This window comes from Thioclava sp. DLFJ5-1 (assembly GCF_002020115.1).
In the GTDB taxonomy this organism is placed as follows: Bacteria; Pseudomonadota; Alphaproteobacteria; order Rhodobacterales; family Rhodobacteraceae; genus Thioclava; species Thioclava sediminum.
Genome location: NZ_MPZU01000003.1, coordinates 178922 through 201640, shown reverse-complemented (window position 1 = coordinate 201640; position 22719 = coordinate 178922). Strand labels below are relative to the sequence as shown.

General features: G+C 63.8%; 19 protein-coding genes. 1 reads left to right on the top strand and 18 read right to left on the bottom strand.

Annotated elements, in window-relative coordinates; translation table 11 throughout:
- Positions 1–48 precede the first annotated feature (48 nt).
- From BMI86_RS11600 to BMI86_RS11585, 4 genes are read right to left on the bottom strand one after another with little or no spacing between them, the layout of a single operon-like run.
- Positions 49–1086 (bottom strand): TRAP transporter substrate-binding protein, encoded by a 1038-nt coding sequence (locus tag BMI86_RS11600; protein WP_078522177.1) that lies wholly within the window; start codon positions 1084–1086, stop codon positions 49–51.
- 43 nt (positions 1087–1129) lie between these two features.
- Positions 1130–2455, bottom strand: a complete 1326-nt coding sequence (locus tag BMI86_RS11595) for a TRAP transporter large permease subunit (RefSeq protein WP_078541549.1) — start codon at positions 2453–2455, stop codon at positions 1130–1132.
- The gene (locus BMI86_RS11590) at positions 2455–2961 is read right to left on the bottom strand and encodes a TRAP transporter small permease subunit (protein ID WP_078541548.1); all 507 of its coding nucleotides are present in this window, start codon (positions 2959–2961) and stop codon (positions 2455–2457) included. The genes BMI86_RS11595 and BMI86_RS11590 overlap by 1 nt, the downstream gene beginning before the upstream one ends.
- Positions 2961–3731: an N-formylglutamate amidohydrolase gene (locus tag BMI86_RS11585; protein WP_078541547.1), complete on the bottom strand. Its 771-nt coding sequence runs from the start codon at positions 3729–3731 to the stop codon at positions 2961–2963. The genes BMI86_RS11590 and BMI86_RS11585 overlap by 1 nt, the downstream gene beginning before the upstream one ends.
- A gap of 122 nt (positions 3732–3853) precedes the next feature.
- Here BMI86_RS11585 and BMI86_RS11580 point away from each other — a divergent pair, with 122 nt between their 5' ends.
- Entirely contained in the window at positions 3854–4747 is an 894-nt protein-coding gene (locus tag BMI86_RS11580; protein ID WP_246831699.1) for a MurR/RpiR family transcriptional regulator, read from the top strand.
- A gap of 808 nt (positions 4748–5555) precedes the next feature.
- On the opposite strand, the gene BMI86_RS11570 is transcribed toward BMI86_RS11580, so the two are convergent.
- The 14 genes from BMI86_RS11570 to BMI86_RS11505 form a co-directional block, all read right to left on the bottom strand.
- Positions 5556–6494, bottom strand: a complete 939-nt coding sequence (locus BMI86_RS11570; RefSeq protein WP_078541545.1) for a sugar kinase — start codon at positions 6492–6494, stop codon at positions 5556–5558.
- Entirely contained in the window at positions 6491–8581 is a 2091-nt protein-coding gene (locus tag BMI86_RS11565; protein ID WP_078541544.1) for an FAD-binding protein, read from the bottom strand. Before BMI86_RS11565 ends, BMI86_RS11570 begins: the two co-directional genes overlap by 4 nt.
- A 24-nt stretch (positions 8582–8605) precedes the next feature.
- Positions 8606–9775: a Gfo/Idh/MocA family oxidoreductase gene (locus BMI86_RS11560; protein WP_078541543.1), complete on the bottom strand. Its 1170-nt coding sequence runs from the start codon at positions 9773–9775 to the stop codon at positions 8606–8608.
- 93 nt (positions 9776–9868) lie between these two features.
- Complete coding sequence (locus BMI86_RS11555) at positions 9869–10894, bottom strand: LacI family DNA-binding transcriptional regulator (protein WP_078541542.1); 1026 nt, start codon at positions 10892–10894, stop codon at positions 9869–9871.
- Position 10895: 1 nt separating this feature from the next.
- Positions 10896–11228, bottom strand: a complete 333-nt coding sequence (locus BMI86_RS11550) for a Dabb family protein (RefSeq protein ID WP_143594778.1) — start codon at positions 11226–11228, stop codon at positions 10896–10898.
- A 1-nt stretch (position 11229) separates the two neighbouring features.
- Positions 11230–12816, bottom strand: coding sequence for a GMC family oxidoreductase N-terminal domain-containing protein (locus BMI86_RS11545; RefSeq protein WP_078541540.1), 1587 nt, complete (start codon positions 12814–12816; stop codon positions 11230–11232).
- Between the two features lie 43 nt (positions 12817–12859).
- Positions 12860–14359, bottom strand: coding sequence for a GMC family oxidoreductase (locus BMI86_RS21570; RefSeq protein WP_078541539.1), 1500 nt, complete (start codon positions 14357–14359; stop codon positions 12860–12862).
- The gene (gene ugpC, locus BMI86_RS11535) at positions 14356–15468 is read right to left on the bottom strand and encodes a sn-glycerol-3-phosphate ABC transporter ATP-binding protein UgpC (protein ID WP_078541538.1); all 1113 of its coding nucleotides are present in this window, start codon (positions 15466–15468) and stop codon (positions 14356–14358) included. Before ugpC ends, BMI86_RS21570 begins: the two co-directional genes overlap by 4 nt.
- Positions 15469–15473: 5 nt before the next feature.
- Complete coding sequence (locus BMI86_RS11530; protein WP_078541537.1) at positions 15474–16358, bottom strand: carbohydrate ABC transporter permease; 885 nt, start codon at positions 16356–16358, stop codon at positions 15474–15476.
- Positions 16358–17251 carry a sugar ABC transporter permease gene (locus tag BMI86_RS11525; RefSeq protein WP_078522163.1) on the bottom strand — a complete coding sequence of 298 codons (894 nt, stop codon included), beginning with the start codon at positions 17249–17251 and terminating at the stop codon, positions 16358–16360. The genes BMI86_RS11530 and BMI86_RS11525 overlap by 1 nt, the downstream gene beginning before the upstream one ends.
- Before the next feature lie 74 nt (positions 17252–17325).
- Positions 17326–18576 carry an ABC transporter substrate-binding protein gene (locus BMI86_RS11520; RefSeq protein ID WP_078541536.1) on the bottom strand — a complete coding sequence of 417 codons (1251 nt, stop codon included), beginning with the start codon at positions 18574–18576 and terminating at the stop codon, positions 17326–17328.
- A 54-nt stretch (positions 18577–18630) separates the two neighbouring features.
- A complete protein-coding gene (locus BMI86_RS11515) occupies positions 18631–20157 on the bottom strand; it encodes an aldehyde dehydrogenase family protein (protein WP_078541535.1) in 1527 nt (508 codons plus the stop codon).
- Between the two features lie 2 nt (positions 20158–20159).
- On the bottom strand, positions 20160–20927 hold the full coding sequence (locus BMI86_RS11510; RefSeq protein WP_078541534.1) for an enoyl-CoA hydratase/isomerase family protein: 768 nt from the start codon (positions 20925–20927) through the stop codon (positions 20160–20162).
- Entirely contained in the window at positions 20924–22495 is a 1572-nt protein-coding gene (locus BMI86_RS11505) for a CoA-transferase (RefSeq protein WP_078541533.1), read from the bottom strand. The genes BMI86_RS11510 and BMI86_RS11505 overlap by 4 nt, the downstream gene beginning before the upstream one ends.
- Between the last annotated feature and the right edge of the window lie 224 nt (positions 22496–22719).

Here is a 22719-nt window from a genome sequence, read left to right as displayed (position 1 = left end):
GGCAAATGTTGCGTCGTAGGGGCAGCGTTTCCGCCGCCCCCGCTTTGCTTAGCCGCAGCGATAGGGCGGGCCTGCCTTCGCCATCGTCGCGTTGTATTTCTTGAAGATGTCGACGACCTTGGCCTTCAACTCGCTTTCGGCCGCGATCTCGTCCCAGAACTTGTGGGCGGCGTCTTCGACCTTCTGCCATTCGGCGTCCGGAATGGTCGTCAGCTCCATATCGGTGCCTTCGACGCGCAGCTTCGCCTCGCCCGACCAGTACCAGTACTGGCGGTGGTAATGCGATTGATCGAAGCAGGTCTTCATCAGCGTCTTCAGACGGTCCGGCACTTCATTCCAACGATCCATGTTGGCGAAGAAGTGGCCGATCCAGGCGCCCGAGATGTTGTTGGTCAGGAAGTAGGGCGCGTTCTTGCCCCAACCCGAGGTGTAATCCTCGGTGATGCCCGACCATGCGACGCCATCGAGCTCGCCGGTCTGCAGCGCGACTTCGACGTCTTCCCACGGGATCGTCACCGGCACGACGCCGAACTGCGCAAGGAAGCGCCCGGCGGTCGGGAAGGTGAAGACCCGCTTGCCGTTGAGATCGTCGAGCGACTTCACCGGCTCTTTCATGGCGAAGTTGCACGGGTCCCACGAGCCCGCCGAGATGTGCTTCACGCCGACGGCCGAATACTGCTCGTCCCAGATCTCATTGAGACCCCATTCGTTGAACAGCGTCGGCACATCGAGCGAGTAGCGCAGGCCGAAGGGGAAATAGCCGCCGAAGACGGTGACTTCGGTGGGCGAGGCCATCGAGTCATCGTCGGATTGCACGGCGTCGATCGTGCCCGACTGCATCGCGCGGAACAGCTCGGAGGTCGGCACCAGCTGGTCGGCGTAGTAAAGTTCGATCTCCATCTCGCCATCGGCGATTTCGTTGAAGGTCTTGATGCAATTGTCCACGACCTGTTCGGCCAGCGCAGGACCAGCATAGGTCTGCATACGCCACTTGATCGGTGTGGTCTGCGCGACGGCCGGGGCCGCAAGGCCCGCCGCAGCCGCACCCACCGCACCGGTGGTGAGGAACTGTCTTCTTGTCGTCATCACTCTCTCCTTGTTGGTTGATCCCGGTTTTTCCGGGTTATGGTTATCTTCCAAGCACCGCATGCGGCAGCCAGAGCGCCAGCTGCGGAAAGATCATCACGAGGATCAACGTCAGGACCATCACGCCCACGAAAGGGATCACCGAGGCGTAGATCACCGGCAGGGTGAATTCCTTGGGCGCCATCGCCTTCATCAGGAACAGGTTATAACCGAAGGGCGGCGTGAGATAGGCAACCTGACAGGTGATGGTATAAAGGACACCGTACCAGATCATGTCGAAGCCCAGATGCCGGGCGAGCGAGACATAGACGGGCGCCACGATCACCAGCATCGCCGTGTCGTCGAGGAACATCCCCATCACCAGGAAGCTCAGCTGCATCAGGATCAGGATCTGCCACGGGCCGAGGCCGAGGCTGTCGGTGAAGAAATCCTCGATCGCGCGGCCCGCGCCGAGACCGTCGAACACGGCCCCGAAGGACAGCGCCGCGGTGATGATCAGCATGAACATCACGGTGATCTTGAGCGTGTTCTCGGTCGAAACCTTGAACACCTGCCAGGTGAAGCGCCGCTTGATGGCCGCAGCGAAGACAGCCGCCAGCGCGCCGATCACCGAGGCTTCGGTCAGGCTCGCCCAGCCCTTAAGGAAGGGCACCATCATCGCAACGAAGATGAAGACCGGCATCAGACCCGCGCGCAGCAGGCGCAGCTTCTCGCGCATGGTGATCGCGGCGCGCTCTTCCGCATCCATCGGCGGCGCGAGGTCCGGGTTCATTTTGCAGCGGATCACGATATAGGCGACGAAAAGCGTGGCCATCAGCAGCCCCGGGACCGCGCCTGCCAGCCAGAGTTCCGACACCGGCTGCCGCGCGATCAGAGAGAACAGCACCAGCACGACCGAGGGCGGGATCAGGATGCCCAAGGACGAGCCCGCCTGAATGACACCCGAGATCATCAGCTTGTCGTAGTTCCGGCGCAGCAGTTCCGGCAGCGCGATCGTCGCACCAATGGCCATGCCCGCGACCGACAGCCCGTTCATCACCGAGATCATCACCATCAGCATGATCGTCCCGATGGCGAGCCCCCCCGGTAAGGGCCCGAACCAGACGTGGAACATGCGGTAGAGGTCTTCGGCCAGACGGCTCTCGGACATCACGTAGCCCATGTAGACGAACATCGGCAGCGTCAGAAGCGGCGTCCATTTCATCAGCTTCATGACCGAGCCGAAGCCCATCTGCGTGCCGCCCGGCCCCCAGAGCCAGAAGGCCGCGACGACGGCGACGAAGCCGATGGCACCGAAGACGCGCTGACCGGTCAGCATCATCAGCAGCATCGTCGAGAACATCAAAAGGGCGATGGTGTTGTGATCCATCAGATTTCCTCTCCGCGAATAGTCGCGACATCGCGGATCAGAAGCGCCACGGCCTGCAGGAACAGAAGCGCGAAGCCCGTGGTGATGATGACCTTGATCGGCCACAGCACCGGGCGCCACGCGGTCGGGTTTCGCTCGTTATATTCGAAGGAATAGACCGTGGAATCGAAGGCCGAGTAGACCATGATCCCGAGGTAGAACATCAGCGCGAAAACGGTGAAGGCATCCCACCAGGCCTGCCCTTTCGGCGACCAGCGAGAATACAGCAGGTCCATCCGCACATTGGTATCTCCCTGCAGCGTCCACGGCGCGCCGAGCATGTAATAGGCAACCAGCGTGAACTGGGCCATTTCGAGCGTCCAGAGCGCGGGAATCTCGAAGATCTTCGTCACCGAAGAGAACAGCATGATCGCCATCATCACATAGAGCAGATACATCGCCACCTTGCCCAAGCGGCGGTTGAACGCTTCGATCAGGCGGACATAGGCGACACTCCAGCGTGGCATCAGGCGGCCTCCCCGTTATTTGCGGTGATCTGCGACAGCGCGGCTTGCAGCACCGGGGCAAGCGTCGCGGCCATCGCCTCTTGCGCGGTAGGATCGGCGATCAGATCGTTGCGCAGTTCCAGCATAACATTCCGCAGTCCCATCGGCGTGGCCTGCAGCGCCAGCGTATGACAGACGCCATCCGCGCCCGAGTAAGGTTCGTTAAGACGCGCATCGAGCTCGGTGACACGGCGGGCTTCCTCGAGAACCGCCTGCGCTAGGCTCGGATCGGCATCGTGGATCACGCCAAGCTCGACCTCACGGGGCTTCCCGAACCAGATCGGCGTGAAGGAATGAACCGTCACCAGCGCCGTCGGCCGCCCGCGGGCCAACCGCTCGGCGATCAGACTACGTAGGGATGCGTGGAACGGCTCGTATAGCGCCTCGGTGCGCGCACTACGGTCGTCCGGCGAAAGCGCCGCATTACCGGGAATGTCGTGAATCTCGGAGGTCACGGGCATCGCACCCGGATGATGCGGCGGGCGGTTGAGATCGTAGATCAGCCGCGACTGGCGGGCGGCGACCAGCGGCGCCTCCAATTGCGCGGCCAGACCGCGCGCAAGGCCCAGCGCGCCGGGATCCCAAGCGATATGCGCCTCGCGCTGATCGGGTGTCAGGCCCAGATCGCCCCAAGGCGCGGGAAAAACATTCGACGCATGTTCGCAGACCAGAACGACCTCACCCGGTCGATCCGCGCCTTCGATTTCCACCGCTGCATGCGCGCTGTTCAAATCGGTCCCTCTCTGTTGAGCGGCGCGATTCTACGTCGCGTCCTGGGGTCAGGCTCGCCCCGCCAAGCCGCATCTGTCAAGAAAATTTCAGAGAAGAAAATTCTGTTACAATCATTTCTAACTTGATTCGCACGGGGGTGCCCGATTTGTCAGCAGCGACGCAAAGCATCGAAGACAGGCTCCGGACGGGCATCGAAGAGATGACCCGGACCGAGAAACAACTCGCCGGGCATATCCTGCGCCACTATCCGATGGCGCTTCTGGGATCTGTCGCGCAGCTGGCGCGGGCGGCCGACGTGTCCTCTCCCACCGTGGTGCGATTGGCGCAGAAGATGGGCTATGGCGGCTATCCGGGGCTGCAGCAGGCGGTGCGCGACGAGTTGGAGGCGCAGCTTGTCTCGCCGCTGGTCAAACATGATCGTTGGGCGGGGGATGCGCCCGACACCCATATGATCAACCGCTTCGCCGATACGGTTCTGGGCAACCTGCAGGCGACGCTGAAGCAAATCGACCATGCCGAGTTCGACGCCACCGCCGCGCTGATGGCCGACCCGAAGCGCCGCATCTTCGCGACCGGGGGCCGGATCACCGGCCCGATCGCGGCCTATTTCGTGGCGCATATGAAGGTGATCCGCCCCGGCGTCGAGCTGCTCGAGCCGCTTTCGAACAGCTGGCCGCCCGCGCTTCTCGAGATGCAGAAGGGTGACGTGCTTCTGGTTTTCGACATTCGCCGCTACGAATCGAGCGTGCTGCAACTGGTGGAGATGGCGGTCGAGCAGGGCGCGGAAGTCGTGCTGATCACCGACCCTTGGGTCTCGCCCGCCGCAACCCATGCGCGGTACCGCTTCTCGGCGCAGATCGAAGCACCCTCGGCTTGGGATTCGACGGTCGCGATTCAGGTTCTGGTCGAAACGCTCATGGCCGCGATTCAGTCGCTGACATGGGAAGAAACCTCGGCCCGCATGGCGCGGCTGGAGGCGCTTTACGACCGCGCGCGCTTTTTCCGTAGGAAATAGGGCGCGGCGCGCGCCCCTACGCGAAAACGGCCGGCCCGGAACCGAAAAAGTCGCGCAACCCGGATGAGTTGCGCGACTTTTTGAGTAATGGTGCCCAGGAGATGCAGGCTCGAGGGAGAATGAAATTTTCGCTCGGGCGGTGGAAGTTCCCAGTTTCTTTGGAGAAATTGCTCCACCCAACTGCGGGTAGAATTTGCGAGAACTGCACCCGGGTGGGGCAACGGGCAAGAGACCTACTGCTTCCGCATGCGCGTCCCGAATGAGTTTACGGACGTCGAACCTCTCCGTGAAATTAACAGGTCTCTTTAGACGAGGGACTCATCAAGGCCGAGGCACGCTGTGCCAACGTCAGGCTTGCTCTCTTCACCGAGTGGAGGGCCTGTCGCGCCGGGCGTGCCGCAGACACAGGAGGTATGTTCGAAGCCCCGATCGAAGTACTGAAGGCCTGGGGTATGAGCTTCAGCCCGATGGCAGACCTGATTACGGGACCTCTCAGCGACCTCCATTCCCGAATCGAGGCCATTGCCAATGTGGATCCTCTGTCGCCCGCAGTCCCGGCAGCACGCGGAGCCATAGGCCTCCCCGACCTGTCTCTCTATGAGAGCCAAAGGCATGCCCATCCTGAAGGCGAATGAGGTTCGTGCGAAGAACACACGTCAACGCTTACCTATTTTCGGATACCACAGTGGTTTGGCGTGGGTGGAAGACCCGCGCCCGACACGGCAGCCTGACAGGTTTGAAGCGTCACGGCGCGGCGGAATGACGACCACCGCATAGGCATGAGGTCACGCGATGGACCGTAACTGCCCTATTCCAGCGATGCCGCGAGGGCGCGCGCTGCGTCCTTGCCCAGCCGCGCGCCCGGCTCGCCCAAGACCGCGCCGCCGACTGTCTGCCCCATGCCGATCGCCTGTTCGACCGGGTGCCCAAGAAGACGGGCGGCAAGATAGCCCGCATTGAACGCATCGCCCGCGCCGGTGGTATCGCGCAGCTCTGTCAGAACCGGGGTGTCGCGCCGACCAGTGTGGCCCTCGGCATGATACCAGACGGGTTGCGCGCCATCCTTCACGGCGATCTCAGCAACCCCCTGCCTGCTCAACCGCTCCAAGGTCTGTTCCGGCGTCGCATCGCCCCACAAGGCAGCCTCGTCGTCAAAACTCGGCAGCGCGATATCGGTATGGGCGAGCATGCGCAGACACGTGTCACGCGCCTCCTCCGGCGATTGCCAGAGCCGTGGTCGATAGTTCGGATCGAAGGAAATTCGCGCGCCTTCGCTGCGCGCTTTGGCAATCGCGTCGAACAGCGTCTCGCGCGCCTCCGGCAAGAGAATGGCAAGGGTGATGCCCGACACATGGACGAGATCCGCGCCGGACAAGGCGCGCCCGAGGGTATCGGGATCATCCGCGAGCCGACGCGCCGCAGAGAGCTGGCGCCAATAGTGAAAACTGCGCTCCGCCCCCTCGAGCTCGATCATGTAGAGGCCCATCTCGCGCTCGGAATCGCGCTGAACGGTGGAGATGTCCAAGCCATCCGCCTCCATCTCGGCGAGGAAACGACCGGACAGCTTATCCTCGCCGATGCGCGTGACGAAGCCCGCCCGGGCACGCGCCCCAAGCAGTTGCGCCGCATGCCACAGCGTGTTGAACGTATCGCCCGCATAGCCGAGGCGAAACGTGCCGCCCTCGACGGGGGCGAGTTCCAGCATCGCTTCCCCGATGGCGACCATCTTCTTCGGGTTCTCACTCATTCGCGCAGGCCTTTCGCGTCGAGGTCAAAGATGCGGCCGGTCAGCCAATCGGGCCAGTCCCGCTCGAAGAACGCGCGTGCGCTCTCGTCGAAGCTGCGGTTTTCGCGGGTGTCGATCTTCAAGTCTTCCCCCTCCAGACGGACGAGGATTTGCGTCTGTTTGTCGATGTCGCGCTCCGTCTTGAAGCGGAATGCGCCCAGATCCGTGTCGCGCGCCATCGGGATCGCCTCGCCCTCATCGGAACAGATCGCGCGCGCGCCGCGGCTGCCACCGCCTTGCGAGATATACTGGTCGAGCGCGGCAAGGACGGCCTCGGAGGCAAGCGCCATCTGCTGCCACTGGATCGCGCGGCCGCCATCGCCCGCGCGCTCCGGAGCAATCCCGCCGCTGCGCAAGCTCCGGTTCAGCTGGCGCGCCGCTGCAAGCGCTTCGGCCACGTCCGCGCCGTTGCAGATCATCCCGGCATGGTCGCTCATCCGGGCCTGAACTTCGTCGCGGACCGACTTCACGGAATGCGCGCTGTCCGAGTTCAACCGTGCAAGCAGATCCGTCACCGCCGCAGTGAGGGCCTCCGATCCGACAGCATCCGGCGCATGGGCCGTGCGGCTCGCGCCGATATGCTCGCCAACGCGGGTGCCGAAAACCTGACCGGCGTTCAGGGCCGATCCGCCCGGGCGCGTCACGCCATGCGTGCCCGCCGCCTCGCCCGCGGCATAGACACCGCGCAGGTTCGAGCGTCCCCAGGGATCGACCGCGATCCCGCCATTCATATGCTGGTTGTTCACCGCGAATTCGAGCGGCGCGGCGGCGATGTCGACCTTGTAGCGGCGGTACAGTTCGATCGCGAGCGGGTTCATGTGGCGCAGCCGGTCGATCGGCAACTCCTGATCCGCCCCGGCGGTGCCCAGATAGGTCCGCACATCCTCGTCGAGGCGGGTAAGATCAAACGGCTGATCTCCGGGCACCGGAAGCGGGTTGCGGTTGAAGTCCATGAAGACCCGGCGCCCCGCTGCACTCTCGCGCCAGATCGCCAGATCGACGAGGCTCGACGCGAAATCCAGCATCCGCGTCGCGTGGAACGGCCATTGATAGCCCTTGCGGAACACATTGGAGGCCAGCTCCTGCGTCGTTCGGTAATATTGCGCGAGGAAATGATGCTCGCGCCCTTCGGCATCGACCGAATAGATATGCGGCAGGGATTGCACGTAAGTCCCCGAGAGGTTCCACGGGAACCCCTCACGGCGCGTACCGATGCCGAACTGGCTCTCGGTGAGGTTGACCAGTTCGATCCCCGCTTCGAGCGCGAGACCCAGCGTGCCAAAACAGCCATTGGGATAGACGCTGTCGCGATAGAGCTCGCCCGGCCCGCCTGCCGCGAGCACGACATTCGGCGCGGCAAACAGCACGAGACCATAGGGATTGGCCTCGCTGCGGTCGGATTTGCGGAACGCCAGCGCCCCGGTGACGCGGCGGTCATCCCCCTCGCCTTCGGTGAGCAGTTGCACGACCGTCGTGTGGTTGAAGATCGGCACGTGGAGCCGCAGCGCCTCTTCCGCCAGCACCTTGACCATCAGCCGCGAGGTTCTGGGGCCGCAACTCGTCGCGCGCCCGGTCTCGTCATGGTCGGTCTTGTAGCGCAGCGTCGCGCCGAACCGGTCCTGCGGGAGCGGCAGGCCGAGATATTGCAGCGAGGCCATCATGCGCGGCGAGCCGACCGCCTCGATATAGGCCGTATCCTCGTCCATCGCGCCGCCAGCCCGGATCGCCCGCGCCATCGCCTGAAAATCATCCCCGTGATCGGCGGTATTCGCGGTGTGCAGCGTCTGCTTGTCGGAGCCCGAGCAGGCGGAGGTCCCGCCCCAGGCGCTCTGGCTCGCGACGATCACCTCGCCGCCTCGCCGCTTGAGTTCGACGGCGGCGCGAAGTCCCGCAGCCCCGCTGCCGACGACGAGGCAGCCGGTGCGATAGACCGGCAGGGTGAGGCCCGCGATCTCGAGCATCTCCGGGACCGCCTCGTCGACCCGCAGCCGCGGCATCTCGATATCGGTCAGGGCGTCTAGGATTTCCTGAGGGATTGCACTGTCCATGTCTTGGCTCCGTTTGCGGTCCGGTCAGCTTTGCGGAATATCGACCCAGGCGCGTTGCCGGGACGAGCTCATGCAGGCGTCGACGATCTGGGTGATGTGATGGCCTGTCTCGAAGGTCGGCCACATCGCCTTGCCGGAGACGATGGAGCGGATGACCTCCGCCGCTTCGATGATCTTTGTCTCGTTATAGCCGAGCGCAAAATTCGGTAGCGGCAGGAAGGCCGCGTAGGTCGGATGCTCGGGCCCGACATCGATCTCGCGGTAGCCGCGGCGCCCGATCGGATCGGCATTGGTGTAGAAGCGCAGCCGGTTCACCTCGTCGAACGTATAGGCGAGGCTGCCTTTCGTCCCGTAGATCTCGTAGGTCTGCATGAATTTGCGCCCGGTCGCGACGCGGCTGAAATCCACGATCCCGTTGGCGCCGTTCTCGAAGGTGCACAGAATCTGGCTCGCGTCGGGATTGGTGATATCGGCCCATTCCTCGCTGCCGGTCAGCTCTGCCGTCTCACCAAGCCCCAGCCCTTCGACCTTGGGACGGCGCGGCGTGACGATGATGTTGTTGGCGATCAGAGACGAGACGCGACCGACGAGGAATTCCATGAAGCTGAAGACATGGCTGCCGGTATCCCCGACGATCCCGGTGGGTGCGAGCGACCCATCGGCGCGCCACATGTAGGGCACCATCGGATCGCCATACATGTCGACATGCTGGCACCCTTTGAACATCGTGATCTCACCGATCTCGCCCGCATCGATGATCTCCTTCGCGAGATCATGGACGGGGTTGCGCGGGAAGCCGTGGCCGACGCGGGTGATCAGGCCGCGCGCCTTCGCGATATCGGCAAGCTCGCGCGCCTCCTCGGCGGACTCGGCAAGGGGCTTTTCGCAAAAGACATGCTTGCCCGCTTCGAGCGCGGCTTGCGCGACCTCGTAATGCAGGTTGTCAGGAAGACAGATATCCACGAGATCGACCTCGGGATCGGCGATCACCTCGCGCCAGTCCTGAACGATCCGCGCACCGGGTACCCGCGCGGCAAGTTCCTGCGCCCGCGCAGGATTGCGATCGACGAGGGTAACGACACGCGCCGTGCCCCCCTCGGTCCCGAAGAAATGCGGAAAGGTCTGATAGGCCATCGTGTGGACTTTGCCCATCCACCCCGAAGCGCCGAGCACGGCAACGCGGATCTCTGTCATTTGAACACTCCTCTCCTATTCGCGCCGGTGTCTCTCCGCGCGGTCTCGTCTCTGTTTCGTCCGAACGGGCGGGCCTCCCGTCTCCCTGTCGTCTCAGCCCGCGGGCGTCTCGCCACTCGATCCACGAATGGCCAGCGAGACCGGCGTGCGGATTTCCGGCGCCGGCACCTTGTCATTCTCGAGCCAGGCCAGGATCGTTTCGGCGACAAGCTTCCCGAAGCCGTCAATGTCGCAGCGCACCGAGCTGAGCGGCGGCCAGGAATGGGCCGCCTCCTCGATGTCATCGAAGCCCACGATGCGCAGATCGCGGCCGACATTGCGCCCGATCTCGGCGCAGCCGGAAATCATCCCAAGCGCGACCTGATCGTTGAAGCAGACCGCGGCATCGACCTCCGGATGATCCTTTGCCAACGCGTGCGCCGCCTCCCTGCCGAAGGCGCGGCTCGCGCTGCCGGTCAGAACATGGGGCTCGAGCCCGGCCATCTCGATCGCACTCAGATAACCCGCCATACGTTCTTGCGTGACGGCCCGGCCTTCCAGACCGCCCACGAACGCGATCCGCTTCGCGCCTTGTTCGAGGAGATGCTCGGTCGCGATACGCGTCCCGTTCGGATAGTCCGGCGCGGCGAAGGGGAAGAGCTCGGTCCGCATCTCGACTTTACGCAGCACCTGCATCGCCGGAATGCCCGCCCGCTGAAGCGCCTCGAAGCTCAGCGCCTCGTCGCCATAGGCGGGCGACAGGATCATCGCGGAGACGCCGTGCTCGATCATCGCCTCGACCACCTGCGCCTGCAGCTGCGGGTCTTCGTCGGTATTGGCCACGACGGCCGCATAGCCACGGCTCGACAACGCCATTTGAACGGATGTCGCGAATTCGGTGAAGAACGGGTTGCGAAGGTCGTTGATCACGAGACCGACAAGCCCTGCCCCGGCGCTGCGCAGATTGGCCGCCGCCCGGTTATAGACATAGCCGATCTCGGCCATCGCACCCTGCACCTGCTCGCGCGTTTTCTGCTTCACCAGGGGGCTGTTCTGGATCACGAGGCTGACGGTCGATTTCGAGACCCCGGCCTTGCGGGCCACGTCGATGATCGTCGGTCTGCGGTCGCTCGGCGCCATGTCACGCCCCCTGCGGCTGAGCCGCGATCTCGAGGTCGAAGACGAGGATGCCGTCGATCCCGCCTTGGGCGTTGGCCACGAGCTTCGCACCGAGCGCCCGGTGATCGGGATGTTCCTGATAGGCGGCGAGCGCCTCCCAGTCGCGGAAATCGACAGTGAAGCCATGCATGTAACCGCGCTCGATCTTCTCGGGGCTCTCGGAGCGGCCCGCGCAGATCGCGCCAAGCCCGTCCACCTTGCCCTCGATCGCGTGCAGCTCCTCCCAGAGCGGCGCGATCTCTTCCTCGCTCAGCTCGGATTTGAAATTGACGAGAACGATGTGGCGCACTGTCATGTCAGCCTCCATGTGACGCGCGGATCATATCGGCGGCTTTCTCGCCGATCATGATCGCCGCGGCGTTGGTGTTGGACGAGATCACGCGCGGCATGATCGAGTTATCGACGACGCGCAGCGCCTCGATCCCGTTGAACCGCAATGTCGGGTCTACGACAGCTCCCGGATCGGCGCCCATGCGACATGTCCCCGCGCAGTGATGCGACGTTTTCGAATGGGTGCAGATGAAATCGAAGTAATCCTCATCGGTTCGGACATCGGGCCCCGGAAGGCGCTCGGCGAGGATATATTTGCGCAGAGGCGATTGCGACAGGATTTCCTGCGTCAGCTTCAGCCCCCGGATCGACATTTCGCGATCAAGCGGATCCTGCAGGTAGTTCGGATCGATCAGCGGCGCCTTCGCCGGATCGTCGCTTTGCAGGCGGACGCTGCCGCGAGAGCGCGGGCGCAGATAGCAGGAATTGAGCGTGATACCGCCCTGCGGCATCGAGACGACGCCGTGTTCGATGCCGGTCCCGAGCCCGAGGTGGAACTGAAGATCCGGGGACCGCGCCTCGGGATCGGCATACCAGAAGCCACCGGTTTCGAACAAGGACGACGCCACCGGCCCCTTGCGTCCGAACAGATATTGCAGCCCCGCCAGCGCCGCCCAATGCGGTTTCGCATAACGGTCGTAGCTATAGGGGCCCGACAGTTCGCTGATGCAATAAAGGTCGAGGTGATCCTGCAGATTGGACCCCACCTCCGGCTGATCGAAGACGACATCGATCCCGAGCGAGGCCAGCTCATCCGCCGGTCCGATCCCCGACAGCTGCAAGAGCCGCGGCGAACCGATCGCCCCCGAACACAGCAGCACTTCGCTTTCCGCCCGAAGCTGCGTGCCATCGACAAGCTCGACCCCGGTCGCGCGGCCATTCTCGACCACGATCCGGCGCACCTGCGCGCCCAGCTGCACCGTGAGGTTCTCGCGGTGACGATTGGGCGCGACATAGGCCATCGCAGCCGAGGAGCGGCGCACATTGCGCTGGGTCAGCTGATAGTAGGCGACCCCGTCCTGCTTCTCGCCGTTCACGTCGTAATTACGCGGGATACCAAGCTCGGCGGCCGCTTCGAAATAGGCCTCGCAGACCGGCAGGGGGGCGCGCGGATCGCTTACGCCCAGCGGGCCGCCCTTGCCGTGATACTGGTTCTCGATGCTCGCATTATCCTCGGCCTTGCGGAAATAGGGCAGCACGTCCTCATAGCCCCAGCCGGTGCATCCCATCTGACGCCATTCGTCGTAATCGCGCGCATTGCCGCGGGTATAGACCTGCGCGTTGATCGCGGAGCCGCCGCCGATCACCTTGGCCTGAGTGTAGCGAAAGACCTTGTTCTGCATGTGCCGCTGCGGAACCGTGTCCCAGCCCCAGCTGCCGATGCCCTTGGTCATCTTCGCGAAGCCCGCGGGCAGATGATAGAACGGGTGGCGATCGCTGCCGCCCGCCTCGAGCAGCAACACGTCAGCCGACGGGTCCTCGGAGAGACGCCCGGCCAGCACCGAGCCCGCCGAACCGCCGCCGATAATGATGAAATCGTAAGTCGTCTTCATGCTGGCCTCCTTTGGCCAAGTCTCTTGCCGCAGCCCGGGTGGCTCAGGCGGCAAGCTCTGTCTGTGCGATATGCTCGGCTGCGCGCAGGGCGAGCGCCGCGACGGTAAGGGCGGGGTTCACGGCAGCCGAGGTCGGCAGGACGGACGCGTCGGCGATGAACAGGTTCGGGTGATCATGGCTGCGGCAGAACGTGTCGACGACGCTCGACGCCGGATCGTTACCCATCCGTGCCGTCCCGCATTGATGCGACGGGGTCTGCCGGTCGAACGGCCGCGCAAGCACGATCGGGTAGCCCGCAGCGCGCAGTTTTCTGCGCAGCATGGCGACGAGTTCGAGATGGGCCTCCCAGTTGGAGCGCTTCCAGTCGAGCCGGATCTTGCCGTCCTTCAGCGTCACGCGACTCTCGGGATTGGGTAGGTCTTCGGACATCGCGTAGAGATCGACCGAGCGGTTGGCGATCCAGCTCGCCACCGGTCGCGGCAGCGGCGAGGCCGAGGCGAGGATCGGACCGGAGATTTTGCCGAGCAGCTGGATATTGCCCAGCGGCGCGCCATTCGCCCCGCCCGACAGGTAGAAATCGTTGATCGCCAGCGTCTTCTGATAGACCGCCCGGTTCCGACGCAGTGGGTGCAGCGCCAGAACGGCCGAGCAATTGTGGTTCATGAAATTGCGCCCGACCTGATCGGAGCCGTTCGCCAGCCCGGTCGGATGGCGCTCAGTCGCTGAGGCCAGCAGGAGCGCCGCGCTTTGCACCGCGCCGGCGGAGAGCACGACGACCGACGCCGTGAGTGTCTGCGTCTGCCCGTCTTTCTCGATCTCGACCCCGCTGATGCGGTTCTCGGCATCGACGATCAGACGCCGCGCCCGCGCGCCCGTCATCAGCTCCACATTCGGGGATTTCAGCGCCGTCGCCAGACCGACGCTTTCGGCATCCATCTTGCCGTCGCAGGTATCGGGGAACGCATCCCAAGGCGTCTGCCCATGCGCGAGCCAACGGTCGATATCGACCCCGAGCGGCAAGGACGACGGGTGCAGCCCGACCGATTTCAGCCGCCGCCGCAGCGCCTTGATATCGGGCTCGTCCGGGACCGGCGCATGGGCGTAGAGGCCGGAATGGCGCGGCTCCGTCGGGTCCTCTCCAAGCTGACCGCGCACCTGATAGAGCGCCTCGGCCTTCTGGTAGAACGGCTCGATCTCGTCATAGGCGATCGGCCAGCCCGGCGTGGTGCCACCCTGATGCGCGACAGGCGAGAAATCCGCCTTGCGGTAGCGCATCAGAACGGCGCCGTAGAATTTCGAATTGCCGCCGACATTGTAGTAATTGCCGGGGTTGAACGGCACGTCATCGCCATCGAGCCAGGTTTCCTCGGGCCGGTAATGACCGCGCGCGAAGATCGCGTCGGGATCGCGCGCGTCCGGCGTGTCGGGCAGGCGTTCGCCACGCTCGAGCACCAGCACGCGCCGCCCCGTCCGGGCCAGTGCCGCCGCCGTGGTGGCACCGCCCATGCCCGAGCCGATGATGATGACGTCGGCATCGCTCATGGCTGGATGCGCTCCTCCGTCTTGGGATCGAAGGCGACCGCCTTGTCCATGTTGACGGCGAAATCGAAGACCTCGCCCGCCCGCACGGTCACATCGGCCCGCATCCGGGCGATGGCGTCACGCCCGCCCAGCGTCATCGTCACGAACGTGTCCGACCCGGCAGGCTCGGTGACGCCGATATGGTTGCGCAGCGGCGCGATATGGGCGGCGTTGCGATCGGCCCCCTCCGGATCGGTGATCGTCTCCGGCCGGATCCCGAGAAGGATTTCGCGCCCGTCCCACGCGGCGAGATTGGGTTGCGGGAAGCGAAGCAGTTGCTCCACCCCGTCATGGCCCGTCACGGCGGCATGCGGCGCACCGTCCTTCACCACGATCCGCGACGGGAACACGTTCATCGCGGGGCTACCCATGAAGGTCGCCACGAAAACATTCGAGGGCGTGTCGTAGATTTCCTTCGGCGTGCCGAGCTGCTGCACATAGCCCTTGTTCATCACCGCGATCCGGGTCGAGAGCGTCATCGCCTCGATCTGGTCGTGGGTCACGTAGACGATCGTGGTGCCAAGGCTCTGGTGCAGCTTCTTGATCTCGGTGCGCATATCGACGCGCAGTTTCGCGTCGAGGTTCGACAGCGGCTCGTCGAACAGGAACACATCCGGGTCGCGCACCAGCGCACGGCCCATCGCGACGCGCTGACGCTGACCGCCCGAAAGCTGCCCCGGTTTGCGGTCGAGCAGATTGTCGATCTGCAGCATCTCCGCCACCCGGTTCATCGCGTCCTCGCGTTCGGGCTTGGGTGTGCCATGCATCTCGAGACCGAAAGTGATGTTCTGGCCGACGGTCATGTTCGGGTAGAGCGCGTAGGACTGGAACACCATCGCGATGTTGCGCTTCGACGGGTGCACACCATTCATGGTGCGCCCCTTGATCGAAATCTCGCCGGAGGTGATCCCTTCCAACCCTGCGATCATGCTCAGAAGCGTGGACTTGCCGCAGCCGGACGGGCCGACCAGCACGAGGAATTCACCTTCATCGACCGAGATGTCGACGCTGTGCAGCACTTCGACCGCGCCGTAGGACTTGGTGACGTTTGAAATATCGAGGAGACCCATTGGCATTACCCCTTGACTGAGCCCGCCATCAGGCCGCGCACGAAGAAGCGCCCCGAGACGATGTAGACGATGAGAGTGGGCAGCGCCGCAAGGATCGCACCCGCGAAGTGAACGTTGTAGGCCTTCACGCCGGTCGAGCTTTGAACGAGGTTGTTCAAGGCGACGGTCATCGGCTGGCTGGCCTGCCCGGCGAAGGACGACCCGAACAGGAAGTCGTTCCAGATATTGGTGAACTGCCAGATGATCGTGACCACGATGATCGGCCCCGACAGCGGCAGCAGGATGCGGTAGAAGATCCGGAAGAACCCGGCCCCGTCGATCTGCGCCGCGCGCACCAGCTCGGTCGGGAAGGCCGAGTAGTAGTTGCGGAAATAAAGCGTCGTGAAACCGAGCCCGTAGACGACGTGAACGAGGATCAGCCCCGGCACCGAGCCTGCGAGCCCGATCATGCCCAGCACCCGCGCCATCGGGATCAGCACGATCTGGAACGGAATGAAGCACGAAAACAGCAGCATCCCGAAGAGGATCGTGTCGCCGCGGAACCGCCACTTGGTCAGCACGTACCCATTGAGCGCGCCCATGATGGTCGAGATCGCCACCGCCGGAACCACGATCAGGATCGAGTTGATGAAGTAGGGGCGCAGGCCGGTCGGCTGAACGCCGATCTGGGCCGAGGACCAGGCTTCGCGCCAGGGCTCGAAGGTCCAGACATCGGGCAGCGCCATCATGTTGCCGCCCGTGATCTCGCTCAGAGGTTTGACCGAGTTGATCAACATCACCGCGAGCGGCAGCAGGTAGAACAGCGCGAAGAGCAGCAGGAAGAGATAGATGAAGGTGCGGGTCACGCGATTTGTGCGGATCGCGACCCCGGTATCGACGGCGCCGGACATTACTTCGGCTCCTTCAGTTCAGCGTAGAGATAGGGGATCATGATCGCGGCGATGGTCATCAGCATGATAACCGCCGACGCTGCGCCCACGCCCATCTCGTTGCGGGTGAAAGTATAGGAATACATGAAGGTCGCGGGCAGTTCGGTTGCCCGGCCCGGGCCGCCACCGGTCAGCGCGATGACGAGGTCATAGGATTTGACCGCGAGGTGCGCGAGGATGACGAAGGCCGACAGGAAGGCGGGCCGAAGCTGCGGAATGATGATGCGGCGATAGAGGTTCCAGTTCGAGGCGCCATCCATCTGTGCCGCTTTCAGGATCTCGTTGTCGATGCCGCGCAGCCCGGCGAGGAACATCGCCATGACGAAGCCCGAGCTTTGCCAGACCGCAGCGATCACCACCGTGTAGATCGCCATGGACGAGCTCTTGATCCAGCCGAAATGGAAGCTCTCCCATCCCCAGAGATGCAGGGTATGTTCGATGCCGATGCCCGGATCGAGAAGCCATTTCCACGCCGTGCCCGTCACGATGAACGAAAGCGCCATCGGATAGAGGAAGATCGGGCGCAACATCCCCTCGCCGCGGATTTTCTGATCCAGAAAGATCGCGAGGGTGAGGCCGATCGCGATACAGATCGCGATGTAGAGCGAGGCGAAGATCGCAAGGTTCTGGACCGCGATCGTCCAGGTCGGCAATTGGAAAAGCCGCCAGTAATTATGCCACCCGACAAGGTCGAAGCTCGGCAGGATCCGGCTGTTTGTGAACGACAGGTACCCGGTGAACACGATGAAGCCGTAGACGAAGATCAACATGGACGCGACAGAGGGCGCGAGGACGATCTTGGGAATCCATTCCTGAAGCCGGGTACGCAAGTCTGACTGGACCGGACGGGCCATTGCTCTCTCCTTTGGGGAAATGAGACGGATGGGTGGGGATACGGGCCGGTCAGGTCGACCGGCCCGAGAGCCTTTTACTGAGCCAGCGACACGGCCTTGACGAGTTCCTTGGCGGCGGTCTCGGCGTCATAGTCGCCGTTGAAATTCGCCGTCACCACGTCATAGATCGCGTTCTTCACCGAAGCCGGGTCAGCATGGCCATGCGCCATCGAACCCAGAAGCGTGCCGTTCTCGCTCGCCGATTTCAGCTGAGCCATCGCCTTCTTGCCGCAGGCGTCGAACTCTTCGTCCGACACGTCCGTGCGCGAGGGAACAGAGCCTTTCACCGTGTTGAAGGCGATCTGGAACGACGGCGACATCACGGCTTTCGCCATCGCGTCCTGCGCGGCCTGCGCATCCTCGCCCACCTTGAACATCGCGAACTGGTCGGAGTTGAAGGTCACATCGTCTGCGGTCCCCGGGGTGCGGAAGCAGCCGAAATCGACCTCGGCTTCTTTGCCGGCCCGCAAGAATTCACCCTTGGCCCAGTCGCCCATCATCTGGAAAGCGGCTTCGCCATTGATGACCATCGCGGTCGCGAGGTTCCAGTCGCGGCCCGAGAAGTTCGGGTCGACGAAGCTGTGAAGCTGCTCCATGCGCTTGAAGGATTCGACCATCTGCGGACCGCCGAGCGCCTCGGGATCGAGATCGACGAAGGCCTTCTTGTAGAACTCAGGGCCACCGACCGACAGCACGACGCCATCGAACATCGTGGCTTCCTGCCAGGGCTGGCCGCCCGCGGCGAGCGCGATCTTCCCGGAATCCTTCACCTTCTGCATCGCAGCGATGAACTCGTCCCAGGTCTTCGGCTCTTCGATGCCAAGATCGGCGAGCATCTTCTTGTTCGACCAGACCCAGTTGGTCGAGTGCACGTTCACCGGAACCGCGACCCAATGGCCGTCATATTTCGAGAACTTCTGCAGCGCCGCAGGCACCACGGCATCCCAGTTGCCATCGGCCGCGACCTTGTCGAGATCGGCCAGCGCGCCTTGCTGCGCCCAGTCCGAGATGTCGAAGCCGAGCATCTGAACCGCGGTCGGCGGATCACCGGAGGTGACGCGCGCACGCAGAACCGTCATCGCGCTTTGGCCACCGCCACCGGCGACAGGCATGTCCTTCCAGCCGATGCCTTCTTTCTGCAGATCGTCCTTGAGGACGTTGAGCGCGGCTGCTTCGCCACCCGAGGTCCACCAGTGAAGAACCTCCACATCCTCCGCCTGTGCCGACCCTGCGACGAGCGCCAGAACGCTCGCCATTTTCAGTGTCCGTCCGATGTAACTACGCATGATTTTCCTCCCTCTTGCGTTGTCGTCACACTCCCTCCCGTGCGACCGGTCAGGTCATTCGGGTCTCACCCAAGGCTCTCGCGTGCGACCGATGCGCATCACGAGCGTCTTGATCTCGAAGAACTCCTCGAGGCCGTAGCGTCCGATCTCTCTCCCTTGACCGGACTGCTTGACCCCGCCGAAGCTCAATTCCGGGAAACCGTCCATCCAGGTATTCGTCCAGACGGTCCCAGCCTGCGCCCGCGTCGAGAACTCGAGGCAGGTGTGGACGTTCTCGCTCCAAACGCCCGCAGACAAACCGTAGCTTGCATCATTCGTTAGCGCTACCGCTTCGTCCATCGTGCGGAAGGTCAGAACCGAAAGCACCGGTCCGAAGACCTCCTCGCGGGCGATCGCCATCTCGGGCGAGACGCCGCGCACGACGGTCGGTTGATAGAATTGCCCCTCGAGACCCGGCACGGTCATCGGCCCGCCACCCAGCGCGATCTCGGCGCCCTCGGTGACTGCGGCGCGAACGTAATCGTCGATCTTGCCCTGATGCTGGACGGAGATGATCGCCCCGACCTGCGTGCGCGGATCGAGCGGGTCGCCGAAAGCCACGCGCTTCGACAGTTCCACCACGCGCTCGACCACCTCATCCACGATATCTTCATGGACGATGATCCGGCTGCTCGAGTTGCAGCATTGCCCGGTGTTGAAATAGACGCCGAAGGTGATCGCATCGGCTGCGCTCTCAATATCGGCATCGGGGAACACGACTTGCGGGTTCTTCCCGCCAAGCTCCAGCGCGACCTTCTTCAACGTGCTCGACGCGGCCGCCGAGATCGCCTTGCCGACCACGGTCGAGCCGGTGAAGGTCACCATATCCACGGCCTCATGCGTCGACATCAGGCCGCCCACGGCAGGCCCGTAGCCCAGAACGATATTCACGACGCCCGCGGGCATCCCCGCTTCGAACAGCAACTCCCCGAGCATCACCGTGGTCGATGGCGTCAGCTCGGATGGCTTGATGACCGTGGTGCAGCCGGCGGCGAGCGCGAAGGGCAGCTTCTGGCTCAGGATCCAGAACGGGAAATTCCACGGCGTGATCATCGACACGACGCCGATCGGATCTTTCACGACGACGCCGAGCATGTCCGGCCCTAGCGTGTTGTGGCTGTCCCCATGCATGGTGCGCGCCAACGAAGCCGCGTAGCGCCACAAGTCCGCGGCGCCCGACACTTCGGCGCGCGACTGCGAAATCGGCTTGCCGCTTTCGAGCGTTTCCAGCAGCGCCATCCGCTCGACATTGCCCTCGATCAGATCGGCGACGCGCAGCAGGATCGTGGCGCGTTCCTTGCCCGAGACCCGGCTCCAGACGCCACTGTCGAACGCCTCGCGCGCCGCGACGATCGCGGCTTCCGCATCGGCTTCGGCGCCCAGCGCCGCGCGGCTCACGAGGCAGCCATGCGCCGGGGACATCCGATCGTAGGTCTCGCCAGAGGCACTGTCGCGCCATTCGCCTGCGATCAGGTGACGACAGATAAAGGGCTCTGCGGGGATCGCCGCATCGACGGCGGAGATCAGGTTCAGCTCGGTCATGTTCAAACTCCCGAAAAATTAGGTTTGCGTTTCTCGCGGAAAGCCGTGACCCCTTCGGCGCGATCTTCGCTGGCCGAAATGGCGGCACTTCCGAGCGCCTCAGCCATGGCGCCGCGATCTTCACCCGCCGCGACATGGATCATCGATTTCGTGATTTCGACGGCGCGGGGCGACAGCCCGAGCGCACGGTCGATCAGGGTCTGTGCTGCCGCGCGCGGATCGTCGGAGACCGCGGCCACGAAGCCGACCGCCAAAGCCCGCTCGGCTTTCACCCGGTGACCGAAAAGTGCCATCTCCTTCACCATCGGTTCGGGCAGCAGACGCATCAGCCGCTGCGTGCCCGACCAACCGGGAACGATCCCGACGCCAGCTTCCGGGAGGGCAAGGCTGGCGCCGGGTGCCATGACCCGAAGGTCGCAGGCTGCGGCAAGTTCGAGACCGCCCCCGAAGGCGTGTCCGTTCAGCGCCGCAATCGTCGGCTTCGAGAGGCCCGCCAGCCGGTCGAAGATCCGGTGCCCGTCGCGGACCCAATGCCGCGCGAACTGGGCGGGGCTCAGATCGCCCCAACCGTTGATATCCGCCCCGGTGCAGAAGGCCCGGTCGCCCTCGGCGGTCACTAGCACGCAGCGAATCTCGACGTCTCGTTCGATCCGATCGAGATGCGCCTCGAGCGCGCTCAGCATCTCGACCGTGAGGGCGTTCATCTTCGCCGGGTTGTCGAGGCGCAGCTCTGCCACCGCGCCGTCGATGATCAGGTGAATATCGCTCATGGCGTCCACCCCATCGGGGCGTCCGCGAGAAGCTTCGTGGACATGGTGACGGCATTCTCCGCCACACGCACCCGCCCCTCGGAGGCGCCGACGATGTCCCGCTCGGGATCGATCCCCGGCATGATTTCGGTCGCGATGAGCCCCTTGTCATCGAGCCGCATCACGCAGCGCTCGGTGATATAGAGCACCTCCTGCCCTTGCTCGCGCGCACGCTCCCCGGAGAAGGTGACATGCTCGACCCGGTCCACCATCTTGGTGAACTTGCCCGGCGCACGGACGCGGATGCCGGTCGCGTCCATCTCCATCTGCGCCCCGGCCTCGAACCAGCCCGAGAAGACGATCTTGCGCGCGTGGGCGGTGATATCGACGAAGCCGCCGCAGCCAGCGGTCAGATAAGGTTTTTTGCCGAGCTTGGAGACATTCACGTTCCCCTCTACGTCGACTTCGAGGAAGGACAGGAAGGACATGTCGAACCCGGCACCCTGGAAATAGATGAATTGCTGCGGCGAGGGCACGTAGCCATCGGCGTTCGACGCGCAGCCGAAGGCGAAGCCGGTCAGGGGCATCCCGCCCACCGCGCCCTGTTCGATCGCCCAAGTGACCGCGTCGGGATGGCCTTCCTCGAGCAGGATGCGCGGCACCATCGCCGAGATCCCGAAGCCGAGATTGGCCGTCATGCCGCCGCGCAGCTCCATCGCCGCGCGCCGCGCGATCACCTTCTCGATGCCGTGCTCCGCCAGTTCGAAGCTCGACCACGGACGCATCACCTGACCCGAGATCGCCGGATCGTAGAGAGTCTCGCAGGTCTGCTTCTGATCCTCGTCCACGACCACGTAATCCACGAGATGGCCCGGCACGCGGACGTCATGCGGACGCAGGGAGCCCGCCGCAGTGACGCGCTCCACCTGCGCGATCACCAGCCCGCCATTGTTGCGCACCGCAATCGCCTGCTCGAGCCCGCCGAGATAGGCGCCCTCGTGCTCATAGGTCAGATTGCCGCGCTCATCGGCGGTGGTTGCGCGCAGGATGCAGACATCGGGGTAAATATTCGGGAAATGGAGCCAGGTGTCGCCGTCGAACTCCACCCGGCGCACGATGGGGGCGCCCGCTGCGCGATCGTTCATCGCACAGCCCTCGCGCTCGGGATCGACGAAGGTCTTCAGGCCGACCTTGGTGATCACCCCCGGACGCCGCGCAGCCGCCTCGCGATGCATGTCGAACAGGATGCCGGAGGGCACGTTATAGGCAGTCACACGATTCTCGACGACCATCTTCCAGATTTCAGGCATCGGCAGGTTCGACGAACCCGACGGATAGGACCCGGCCAGAACCGTGCTGAGCAGACCATCCTTGGCGATGTGATCGATGCCCTTCACACCGTACATGTCCCCCGCGGCGATCGGATGGATCATGGTCAGGTTCTGCGGATGTTGCTCCTGATCGAAGCGCTCGCCGATCGCCTTGAGCACGGAATCGGGGCAGCCCAATGCCGAAGACGAGGACACCGTGATGATAGCGCCATCCGCGATTTTCCCCACTGCTTCCGATGCACTGACGATCGTGCCCATAGTTCGCTTCTCCCAATCCAAATTGCCGACCCCAGACAAGATTTCAGTCGACACGCCCCAAAAAAGACTCAGCAAATAGGAACGTTCCAAATATCCATAGGAACGTTCCAAATTTGTGTCAAACGTTTTTAGCTGAGCAAATTCATTCGATAGGAGATGGAAACGAGACGATCGCGCGAAGAGGCCCCTTCTTGCCGTGCTAAGGAGGTCGACGCCCCGCGCAG

Excerpts from the sequence above, each read along its gene's own strand:
- BMI86_RS11600 (WP_078522177.1), bottom strand. The coding sequence starts at position 1,086 with ATGACGACAAGAAGACAGTTCCTCACCACCGGTGCGGTGGGTGCGGCT.
- BMI86_RS11595 (WP_078541549.1), bottom strand. The coding sequence starts at position 2,455 with ATGGATCACAACACCATCGCCCTTTTGATGTTCTCGACGATGCTGCTG.
- BMI86_RS11590 (WP_078541548.1), bottom strand. The coding sequence starts at position 2,961 with ATGCCACGCTGGAGTGTCGCCTATGTCCGCCTGATCGAAGCGTTCAAC.
- BMI86_RS11570 (WP_078541545.1), bottom strand. The coding sequence starts at position 6,494 with ATGAGTGAGAACCCGAAGAAGATGGTCGCCATCGGGGAAGCGATGCTG.
- BMI86_RS11565 (WP_078541544.1), bottom strand. The coding sequence starts at position 8,581 with ATGGACAGTGCAATCCCTCAGGAAATCCTAGACGCCCTGACCGATATC.
- BMI86_RS11560 (WP_078541543.1), bottom strand. The coding sequence starts at position 9,775 with ATGACAGAGATCCGCGTTGCCGTGCTCGGCGCTTCGGGGTGGATGGGC.
- BMI86_RS11555 (WP_078541542.1), bottom strand. The coding sequence starts at position 10,894 with ATGGCGCCGAGCGACCGCAGACCGACGATCATCGACGTGGCCCGCAAG.
- BMI86_RS11550 (WP_143594778.1), bottom strand. The coding sequence starts at position 11,228 with ATGACAGTGCGCCACATCGTTCTCGTCAATTTCAAATCCGAGCTGAGC.
- BMI86_RS11545 (WP_078541540.1), bottom strand. The coding sequence starts at position 12,816 with ATGAAGACGACTTACGATTTCATCATTATCGGCGGCGGTTCGGCGGGC.
- BMI86_RS21570 (WP_078541539.1), bottom strand. The coding sequence starts at position 14,359 with ATGAGCGATGCCGACGTCATCATCATCGGCTCGGGCATGGGCGGTGCC.
- ugpC (WP_078541538.1), bottom strand. The coding sequence starts at position 15,468 with ATGGGTCTCCTCGATATTTCAAACGTCACCAAGTCCTACGGCGCGGTC.
- BMI86_RS11530 (WP_078541537.1), bottom strand. The coding sequence starts at position 16,358 with ATGTCCGGCGCCGTCGATACCGGGGTCGCGATCCGCACAAATCGCGTG.
- BMI86_RS11525 (WP_078522163.1), bottom strand. The coding sequence starts at position 17,251 with ATGGCCCGTCCGGTCCAGTCAGACTTGCGTACCCGGCTTCAGGAATGG.
- BMI86_RS11520 (WP_078541536.1), bottom strand. The coding sequence starts at position 18,576 with ATGCGTAGTTACATCGGACGGACACTGAAAATGGCGAGCGTTCTGGCG.
- BMI86_RS11515 (WP_078541535.1), bottom strand. The coding sequence starts at position 20,157 with ATGACCGAGCTGAACCTGATCTCCGCCGTCGATGCGGCGATCCCCGCA.
- BMI86_RS11510 (WP_078541534.1), bottom strand. The coding sequence starts at position 20,927 with ATGAGCGATATTCACCTGATCATCGACGGCGCGGTGGCAGAGCTGCGC.
- BMI86_RS11505 (WP_078541533.1), bottom strand. The coding sequence starts at position 22,495 with ATGGGCACGATCGTCAGTGCATCGGAAGCAGTGGGGAAAATCGCGGAT.